The sequence below is a fragment of the Kocuria sp. ZOR0020 genome, from assembly GCF_000800955.1.
GTDB classification, from domain to species: Bacteria; Actinomycetota; Actinomycetes; order Actinomycetales; family Micrococcaceae; genus Kocuria; species Kocuria subflava.
Genome location: NZ_JROX01000089.1, coordinates 1 through 9,083, shown reverse-complemented (window position 1 = coordinate 9,083; position 9,083 = coordinate 1). Strand labels below are relative to the sequence as shown.

Annotated in this window: 9 protein-coding genes; 6 read left to right on the top strand and 3 right to left on the bottom strand. The window is 63.8% G+C overall.

What is annotated here, in order from left to right; genetic code table 11:
* Window positions 1-179 precede the first annotated feature (179 nt).
* Window positions 180-968: a DeoR/GlpR family DNA-binding transcription regulator gene (locus L979_RS06155; protein WP_047690495.1), complete on the top strand. Its 789-nt coding sequence runs from the start codon at window positions 180-182 to the stop codon at window positions 966-968.
* Here the strand turns inward: L979_RS06155 and L979_RS06150 are convergent.
* Window positions 955-1,476 carry a hypothetical protein gene (locus L979_RS06150; protein ID WP_156125444.1) on the bottom strand — a complete coding sequence of 174 codons (522 nt, stop codon included), beginning with the start codon at window positions 1,474-1,476 and terminating at the stop codon, window positions 955-957. The two genes, L979_RS06155 and L979_RS06150, sit on opposite strands and share 14 nt — an antisense overlap.
* Before the next feature lie 511 nt (window positions 1,477-1,987).
* Between L979_RS06150 and L979_RS06145 the strand changes: the two genes are divergently transcribed.
* The 3 genes from L979_RS06145 (at window position 1,988) to L979_RS06135 (ending at window position 6,372) form a co-directional block, all read left to right on the top strand.
* A complete protein-coding gene (locus L979_RS06145; RefSeq protein WP_047690490.1) occupies window positions 1,988-3,202 on the top strand; it encodes a peptidoglycan bridge formation glycyltransferase FemA/FemB family protein in 1,215 nt (404 codons plus the stop codon).
* Between the two features lie 86 nt (window positions 3,203-3,288).
* Window positions 3,289-4,374, top strand: coding sequence for a GNAT family N-acetyltransferase (locus L979_RS06140; RefSeq protein ID WP_047690487.1), 1,086 nt, complete (start codon window positions 3,289-3,291; stop codon window positions 4,372-4,374).
* A 48-nt stretch (window positions 4,375-4,422) separates the two neighbouring features.
* A complete protein-coding gene (locus tag L979_RS06135) occupies window positions 4,423-6,372 on the top strand; it encodes a threonine/serine exporter ThrE family protein (protein WP_081993921.1) in 1,950 nt (649 codons plus the stop codon).
* A gap of 39 nt (window positions 6,373-6,411) precedes the next feature.
* Here the strand turns inward: L979_RS06135 and L979_RS06130 are convergent, their stop codons facing one another.
* A complete protein-coding gene (locus L979_RS06130; protein WP_047690484.1) occupies window positions 6,412-7,284 on the bottom strand; it encodes a siderophore-interacting protein in 873 nt (290 codons plus the stop codon).
* Window positions 7,285-7,289: 5 nt separating this feature from the next.
* The gene (locus tag L979_RS06125; protein WP_047690500.1) at window positions 7,290-7,967 is read right to left on the bottom strand and encodes a uracil-DNA glycosylase; all 678 of its coding nucleotides are present in this window, start codon (window positions 7,965-7,967) and stop codon (window positions 7,290-7,292) included.
* Between the two features lie 74 nt (window positions 7,968-8,041).
* Here L979_RS06125 and L979_RS06120 point away from each other — a divergent pair, with 74 nt between their 5' ends.
* Both L979_RS06120 and L979_RS06115 read left to right on the top strand, forming a co-directional pair.
* Window positions 8,042-8,797 (top strand): SDR family oxidoreductase, encoded by a 756-nt coding sequence (locus L979_RS06120; protein WP_081993920.1) that lies wholly within the window; start codon window positions 8,042-8,044, stop codon window positions 8,795-8,797.
* Entirely contained in the window at window positions 8,797-9,054 is a 258-nt protein-coding gene (locus tag L979_RS06115) for a DUF3263 domain-containing protein (RefSeq protein WP_047690482.1), read from the top strand. Before L979_RS06120 ends, L979_RS06115 begins: the two co-directional genes overlap by 1 nt.
* Window positions 9,055-9,083 lie beyond the last annotated feature (29 nt).

Here is a 9,083-nt window from a genome sequence, read left to right as displayed (position 1 = left end):
CCGTGAGGCTCTGCCGTTTCCACCGTGAGGCTCTGCCGTTTCCACCATGAGACTGCGCCGTGTCAACCGTGGAGGTGGGCTGTAGAGGCGGGGTGGCTGGAGCGAATCAGGTGACTGTGGCGCAGGTCCCCTGCAGTGGGTAGAGAATATGGACCATGCAAGAACGGGAACGAGGCTCAATGTTTGCCGAAGAACGTCAGGCGGAGATTGCAAGACTGGTGGGAGTCACCCGCCGAGTCAGTGGTGCGGACCTGGCACGGCGCTTTGCGGTCACCATGGAAACCATCCGGCGTGACCTGGCAGCACTGGAATCTGCTGGGGTGTTGCGCCGAGTACACGGTGGTGCGGTGTCCGTGGACCGCACCGATTCCGTGGAGCAGTCCCTGGACAGCCGCGAGACCTTGAAGACCCCTGCCAAACGGCGTATGGCCGCAGCGGCTCTGGAGCTGTTGGAGTCCACGGAAGCCACCAGCGTGGTGTTGGATGCCGGATCCACGGTGGAAACCGTGGCAGATGCCTTGGCCTCACGCCGTACCGGTTCCACGGAGAACCCGCTGCTGGTGATGACTCACGCACTGCACGTGGCCGGCCGGTTGGCCGATCAGCCAGAGGTCTCCCTGGAACTGGTGGGGGGCCGGGTGCGTACCCTGACCTGGGCTGCTTCCGGGATGACCACTGCTGAGCAGTATTCGCGTTACAGAACGGACATCGCCTTCCTGGGGTGCAACGGAGTGGCTGCCGGATTCGGTTTCTCCACCCCGGAACTTCCTGAGGCAGCGGTCAAGACCGCCATCCTGAACTCTGCTCGCACCGTTGTGGTGCTGTGCGACGCTGAGAAGCACAATCATGAGAACCTGGCCCGGTTCGCCACGTTCTCCCAGGTGGATGTCCTGATCACGGACGCCGCCCCCACGGGTGACCTGGCGCAGGCCTTGGCCGAGGCGGGTGTCCAGGTCATCGTGGCTTGACCACGACGCCGTCCGGGGAGTGGGTCACCTGCACGGATGACAGTGGTGCGGTAACCAGCAGGCATGCACCCAGCATTTCGAGTAGCTCCTCCGCGTGGTAGATCACGTGGAACAGGTGCGGGTTGTGTGCGTCTGTTTGGTCGCTGAGGCGAACCAGAATGTCATTGGCGGCTTCCAATCCAACGGCACCGGTGAACAGCACGAGCAGCCCAGCCAGTAGCAAGCGGCGGGGGACCACCGCCAGAGATCGTGTGACAAACACGGTGCCGGTCAGCAATGCCAGGGCCATGGGAATGCCCACAGCCAGCCACGCGTACGTGAAACCGTGACCTGGAAGGGCGGCATCGGCAAGTCGGCCCAATCGTTCGTGCAGGCTGGCAACTTCATCCAAGCTCAGTGCTGCCAGCAGCAGGCCGATCAGCCACCAAACGGCGGTACCCGGCGATTTTGCGCGCCGTCCGTTCCAGCTCACACAGGCCACGACGCTTGCCAGGGCTGCGGCAACCATCAGAAGTGCCGCATTCCACCAGGTCGGCAGGTTGTTTTCGTTCCCAACGTCAAACCACGCCCGGCCCGGTGCGGCCCATGCGTCAAGAGGAACCCTCAGAACGTGCGGCATCACAAACGACACTGCAACCACAACAGCACTGAGCGTCATCAACACACAACACACCGGGGTCCACGGCAACACCCGAAAATCCGAAGTCTGTGCGCGGTGTCGGCGACGAGTCCCTTTGTGGTGGTCCGACTTTGAGCTGGTCATGTTGTCTTTTCCATTCAAATGCGACGGTGTAGGGAGAATTTTCGGTTCCCACGCCTGCCATCCCGGCTCCTCGGGCTCGAGTGAGGCGGTGATTACGCGTCAATCCCTGCAGTCCGCCACCGCGGACGGGGCAAACGTAAGGGGCCTGCATGAGGCCACCGTGAGAAGCCGCTCAGTGGTTGTGACGGTCCCTGCCGCACCGGACCGGATACGGTTAGCATCAGAGATTCGATCGACCTACAAGGTGAAATCTGCAATGCCACTGCCCAAGATCCCGCGTGTCCTGTTCCAAGGGCACACACCCTCACAACGTCCCGCGTCCGCCCGCACGGATGCCGGCAGCGCCACGGCGCGCGTGGTGGAGGCAACCGTACAGGAGTGGGCTGAGCGACTCACACACAATCCTGATGGCGGCAACGTTTTCCAGGGGCCTGCGTTTGCCGAGCACAAGGGGGCCTTCGGCTGGACCCCGCTGTACGTCGTCGTCGATCTGGATGGCACCCAGGTGGCGGTGACGGTGCTGACCCGCTCCGTGCCCGGATTCGGGGCGGTCTGGTACGCACCCAAAGGCCCAGGTACCACCACCGCCGCGCAGACTGCCGATGCCGTACAGGCAATGGGTGAGCTGGCCAAGTCACGGGGGGCATTCCTGCTCAAGGTGGAACCGGAATTGTTGGACACCGTGGTCAACCGCACCACACTGGCCCACGCAGGGTTGGAGGAGACTTGGAACGTCCAGCCCAACGGATCCACCGTGATCCTGGACATCACCCCGGACCTGGAGGCCATTGAAGCCGGATTCTCCCGCGGTACCCGGTACAACATCCGCAAGGCCCGCAAAGGTGGGGCTGTGGCCAAGGTGGTTCCGGTCACGGACGAGAACTGCGAAATCTTCCTGGACCTGTTCGACCAAACCGCTGAAGGCCGCTTCAGCATGCGCAACCGCGACTACTACAAGTCCATGTGGAAGCGTCACGAACAAGCGGGCCAGGGTTGCTTTGTGTTCGGCTACGCACCGGATCCGGAGGCTGCACAGTCCGCGGCCGGTGCGAGCAGCAACGACAATGGCGAACCTGCGTGGGATGGCGAACCTGCAATGACCGTGGTGTGCTGTGACTTTGTGATGCTGCTGGGGCACAAGGGTTCGCGTAAGGATGCCGCGTCCCTGCGCAAACAACCCGTCCGCGGCGTACCGGCCCTGTCCGTGGTGGAAAGCATCCGGTGGTTGAAGGAACACGGGGCCACGGAGTATGACCTCTGCGCATCCCCGCCTGCGGACAGGATCAAGGACACTGAACATGCCCTCTACGGCGTGGGGCAGTTCAAGACCGGTTTCAATGACCACGTCACGGACTTTGTGGGCTGCTGGGACCTACCGCTGAACAAGGCCAAGTACAAGGCCTGGACTGCAGGCGGTGAAGGTGCTCTGTTGCGCGTGCACCTCAAACGCACCGGTGAGAACTGGTACTGATCAGTTTCCACGCTGGCCCAGCCACGCACCCAGACGTGGTGACCACACTTTCTTGTTGACCAAACCTTGTGACCGGGAGAGAAACCTTGCGAGAGTTCACAGCACGCTTTGCCACCGCCCAGGAGGTGTCCGACTGGGACACCCACGTGATCGCCAACCCCCACGGCGGCGACATGCTGCAGTCGGCTTCCTTTGCCGATGTCAAGAAGCATCACGGCTGGAAGCCGGTGCACCTGGTGCACGAACCCGCGGACGGTTCGCAGCCCGTCTACACACTGGTACTGGAGAAGTCCGTGCCGGGTCTGGGCAGGCTCTGGTACATGGTCAAGGGCCCGGCTGTGGAGACAGTCGAGGATCTGAAGGGCTTCACGAACGCCACCCGCAACCTGGTGAAGCAACATGCCAAGAACGTGTTCCTGGTCAAGGTGGAGCCCGTGATCCCGGACTCCGGTGAGGCTCGTGCAGCACTGGAGCAGGCTGGGCTGAAGAAGACCCTGATCATCCAGCCCAATGACCACACCGCCGTGCTGGACACGGACCGGGACCCGGAAGAAATCATGAAGGGCATGCAGTCCAACGGCCGCAACAAGCTGCGCCGCGCCATTCGTGAGGAAGCTCCCGTGGAGCTTGTGGAGGTCAACGAGGAGAACATGCGGGCCATGTACGCCCTCATGCAGACCGCCCGTCAGGGTCAACTCAACGTGACCTTGCGGCCCTTCTCCTACTACAGCCGGTTCTGGGGCAACTTTGCCAAGTCCGGCCAGGGCCGCCTGTACTTTGCCTACGAGGACGGCGAACCGTCCGTGGGGGCGTTTGTGGTCAACTACGGTCCGCATGCCACCTACAAGGACGGCGGGTCCAAGCCGCGCCGCAAGCAGCGCGGAGACGCCCACCTGGTGCAGTGGACCGCCATCAACGATTTGATCTCCGAGCACGGAATCAAGGACTACGACCTCTGCGGCACCCCGCCCTCCGATGAGCTCAAGAACGAGGAGCACCAGTTCCACGGCATGGGCATGTTCAAGACCTCCTTCACCAAGGGAACCGTTGTGGACTACGTGGGCGTGTGGGACCAGGAGATCAACCCCACCAAGGTGGCCATCTGGAACCGCATTGGTGAAAAGGTCGCCCGTCAGCTCTGGGTCCGTTCCCGCAACGAACCCTTCTACTGAGCCGACACTCCCACATCGCAACAGCCTGCAGTTGTGTGAGACCAGCTGATGACCGTGGATGAGCGGGACACCACCGCCGCTGATCTTCCGCCCGGAGACCTGGGCGCCCTGGTGCTGTCCCTGGACGGGCAGCGCCGCTACCCGGTCTCCGGGTGGTCACGGGCGCAGGACGTGGCCGTCGAACCCTTTGGTCCGGACACCCATCTCAACTTGGAGCCCACCTACGCTGGCGGGCTGCTCACCCCTGCCGTGGCCACGGAGTCCCAGGCCGAACGGGCTCGTGCCCGCCAGGACGGCGCCCGCACGGAGGTTCTGACTGCTGCCGCAGCCCCCATACCTGTGCTCACTGAGGAGGAGGTGGAGCGGGACCGGCGTCGTCGTCAGTCTCCGGCGCTCACCCAACCGGTCAGTGTCAGTGGCCGTAGGCGGGCCACCACGGAAACCGCGGCGGTGGCCCGTCCGGACACCTCCATGGTGGAGGCTGCACCTGCAATCGCGGGGCCGTCGACGACGATCCTGCCGGCCGCCTACCCGTCCTCTGAATCCACCACCACCCAGCCGCGATCCAAGAGGGTGCTGCGCTCGCTGATGAAGCGGGACACCGGGATGACTGCGCCCATGGGACTGGTGGACCGGTTGGCCGCCAGCCCCTTTGCGCACCTGCGCCGCCACACCGATGCCGGGCAGAAGGAGGCACGGCGGACCCTGAACTTTGCACTGCGCCTGGCGGAGACCATGTTCCATTACGGGGCGGATGCTCTGGAGGTGGAGAACGCGATTGTGGCGGTGTGCGCCACCTACGGCGTGGAGAACCTGGAGGTGGACATCACCAATCAGGCGGTGACCATCAACTACGTTCCGGAGACCCCGGCCACCGCCACCATGACCCGTGAGGACATCTTCAATGACAACAACATGACCAGCCACACGGTCATGCGTGTGGTCAGGTCATGGACGGACAATTACGCGGGTTTGGCGGACTCCCACCGGTTGGTCACGGAAATCATCGAGGGGGAGATGTCCCGGGCGGAGGCCAGCGCCAGGCTGGAGGCCATCAACTCCCGGCCCAAGACCTTCCCCAACTGGGTGGTCACGGCAGCCATGATTGCCGCGGCCTTCACCCTGACCCTCGGTATTGGCGGTGGTGTGGCGGGGGCAGGGATTTCCGCGCTGTCCGGGTTGATTGTCTCCCGCATCGGGATCTGGATGGGGCGGCGGCGCTACCCGGAGTTCTTCACCATGACGGTCTCCGGGTTTGTGCTCACCGGTCTGGCCATGATCTTTGCCCAGACCGATCTGGAGATCTCACCGCCACGCATGATCGCTGCCGGTCTGATCATGCTCATGCCCACCACCCGGTTCATGTCCACCATGCACGATGCCATCAGTGGTTTCCCCGTGACGGCTGCCGGGCGCCTGGTGTCCACGGGCATGGCCTTTGCCGGAATCGTGGCGGGGATCTACGCCGGCATTGTGGTGGCCGGGCTGTTCGGGCTCACGGCCTTGGACCCGTCCCAGAGCCATTTTGAGCCACCGGGCGTGCTGATGAACATTGTGTTCATGTCCGTGGCTGCCGTGTTCATCGCCATCACCTTGCAGGCCTCCACACGCTTCCTGCTGCCCGTGCTCCTCTCCGCCTTTGGGGGGCTGCTGCTCTACCACGCAGCGGGCTACATCGGCCTGGACGTACGCCTGCAGGCTGTGTTCGGGGCCGTAACCGCTGGCGCCATTGCTGCTGCTGCCGCCGGCCGCATGCGCATCCCGTCCCTGGTGATTGCGGTGCCCGCCATGACGTTCCTGCTGCCGGGGCTCTCGATCTTCCGCGGCATGTACGCGGTGTTCATTCAGGAGCAGACCACGGGCGACGGCGTGGTGGCGCTGTTCACGGCCATGTCAACGCTGGTGACCATGGCCGCGGGGCTGGTATTGGGGCAGTACCTGATGCGCCCGTTCAACAAACAAGACCGCTTGGGTGTGGGACGCAACCGCCGCCGCTGAGCGCCGGCCCGGAACGCTGTGGCAGCCCACGGTCGCCCATCAGACCTTCCCGATCGGTGTGCGCTTCTCCGCCTGGAAGACCTCTTCCGTGCGCCCGGCAGCCCAGTACCCGGAGATGGAGACCTGATCGCGGCTCAAGCCGTGGTGTTCGAACAACAAGGGCCGCAGCATCTTCATGGCCTCGCGCTCACCGTGGGCAAAGACCTGAACGCCGTCCGTGGACTGTGGCCAGTTGGTGGTCTTGACCGCTTCCACCAGGGCGCGGGTGTCCTGCTCCTGGGAGTTCCGGTGGCACCAGCGCAGTTTCAGGCCCTCAGGGAGTGAAAGATCCTGTTCATTTTCGGCTCCGTCAACTTCCAGGATCACCTCACCCCGGGCGCCTGCCGGCAGCGCTTCCACGTTGGCCATGATGGCGGGAATGGCGGTGTCATCTCCCACCAACAGCGTCCATGTGGCGGCAGGGTCCGGGATCCATTTGCCACCGGGGCCAACGGCCACCATCGTGTCCCCGGGTTGGGCATGCATGGCCCAGGGGCCGGCGTAGCCAGAATCCCCGTGGGTGGCGACGTCGATCCACACCTCTGAGCGGTCAGCTGCCACTTTGCGCAGGGTCATGTGCCGCGTCACGGGCTGCTGATCAGCGGGCAGGGAATCCTTCAAGGACCAGTAATCAGGGAAGGCGTCCAGGCCAAGCGCTGGGTTGAAGAACACCAACTTGACGTACTTCTCCGGCGGCTCGATGTCCTGGAACAGCTCAGGTTGTTGGACCTCAGCCACCACGCGAATCATGGTGGGCGAAAGCTGCAAGGTCTCACGCACCGTCAAATTGATCTGTGCTTTGCGCGGCTTGGCGGGGCCGGCGGCGTCGTTCGGCTGCGGGGAAGGCGCTGAATTAGGTGCTGTTGATGTCACCTAATTCAGCCTACGCGCCAATCAACGGGTTCGGCACCCTGCTGCTCCAGAAGCTGGTTGACGCGGGAGAACGGGTGCGATCCAAAGAATCCGCGGGAGGCGGACAATGGAGAGGGGTGTGCGGATTCCACCCGGGGTGTTTGGCCCAGCCAGGCAGCGGTGGTGCGCGCCGGGCGACCCCAGAGCAGCCCCACCAGGGGCTCGCGGCGTGCGGCCAGCGCCTTGATGGCACACTCTGTCACGGCCTCCCAGCCTTTGTTGTGATGGGAGGCCGGAGCACCCTCCCGTACGGTCAAGCATCTGTTGAGCAACATGACACCCTGCTGGGTCCAGGCACTCAGATCGCCGTGCGTGGCTGGTGATATACCCAGATCGTCCTGGAGTTCCTTGTAAATGTTCTGCAGCGAACGCGGCAGCGGACGAACATCCGGACGCACGGAGAAGGACAGGCCCATGGCGTGACCGGGGGTGGGGTAGGGATCCTGTCCCACGATCAGCACCCGGACCTCCGCCATGGGCTCCTGGAACGACCGGAAAATTTCTGGACCCGGAGGGAAAGTGCGGAAGCCCTGCTGGTGTTCGTGACGCAGGAAATCGCCCATCTCACGAATGGTGGCCTCCACCGGCCGCAGGGCTTGGGCCCAGTCAGGGGCCATGATTTCTGAGAGATCCGCCTTGGTCATGATCATCACTGTAGGTCGTGGACGCCTGGCTGACTCACCGGTGTGCTGTCCGAGTCCCGCTCTACAGTGGATCCATGACGACGACGCCCCCGCCCACTCCGTCCGCCTCCAACTCACCGGGGGAGGCCGGCCAACAACAGTTGCCCGTCTGCCTGGTCACTGGGGCCACCGGTGGAATCGGCCGTGCCGTGGTGGAGGAAATGGCAGCGGATCACCACGTGATTGCTGTGGGGCGTAACCAAGACCGGTTGGCTCAGCTGGCTGACTTCAGTGACCGCGTCCGTGCCGTCCCTGCAGATCTGACAGATGTTGAATCACTGCCGGAGTTGGTGGACGGCTTGGACCGTTTGGACGTGGTGGTGCATGCCGCAGCGGTGTCCCACCGGTTGGACTTTGCGGAGGCCACGCCAAAGGACTGGCGGGAGCATCTGGAACTCAACGTGGTGGTGCCGGCGGAATTGACCCGCGCCGCATTGCCCTTGTTGAAGGCTTCCCGGGGCACGGTGGTGTTGATCAACTCCGGGGCAGGATTCACCGCCACGGCGGGCAACTCCGTGTATGCAGCCTCCAAGTTCGCGTTGCGCGCCCTGGGGGATGCGCTGCGGCAGGAGGTGGAACCGGACGGCATCCGTGTGTCCTCCGTTCACCCCGGCCCCGTGGACACTGAGATGCTGCGCGGGATCTACACCACCATGGACAAGCCCTACCGCCCGGAGGAGTACATTCGACCGGCTTCCGTGGCCCAAGCGATTCGCACGGTGGTGGATGCCGGGGAGGATGTTCAACTCACCACGGTCTCCGTGCGCCCGCGGGTAGAGCAGAAGGGCTGATGGTGGTGACTGCCCAGTCCAGCTCACCGGAAGGCCCTGCTGCGTTGAACAGCCTGGAGAGCGCGATTCTGGACATGGAGTCCCGGCGCTTCAAATACCAGGGAGCCAAGGAGCGCGCCATCCGTAGCCAGATCCAGATCCCTGTGACCACCTACTACCAACACCTCAACGTGCTGATCGACAACCCCGTTGCGTGGGCTGCTCAACCTGCCTTGATGCGACGCCTGAGGGATCACCGTGATGCCGGCCTGGACTGATCCGCGGTCCATGGATGCAGACACGGTCC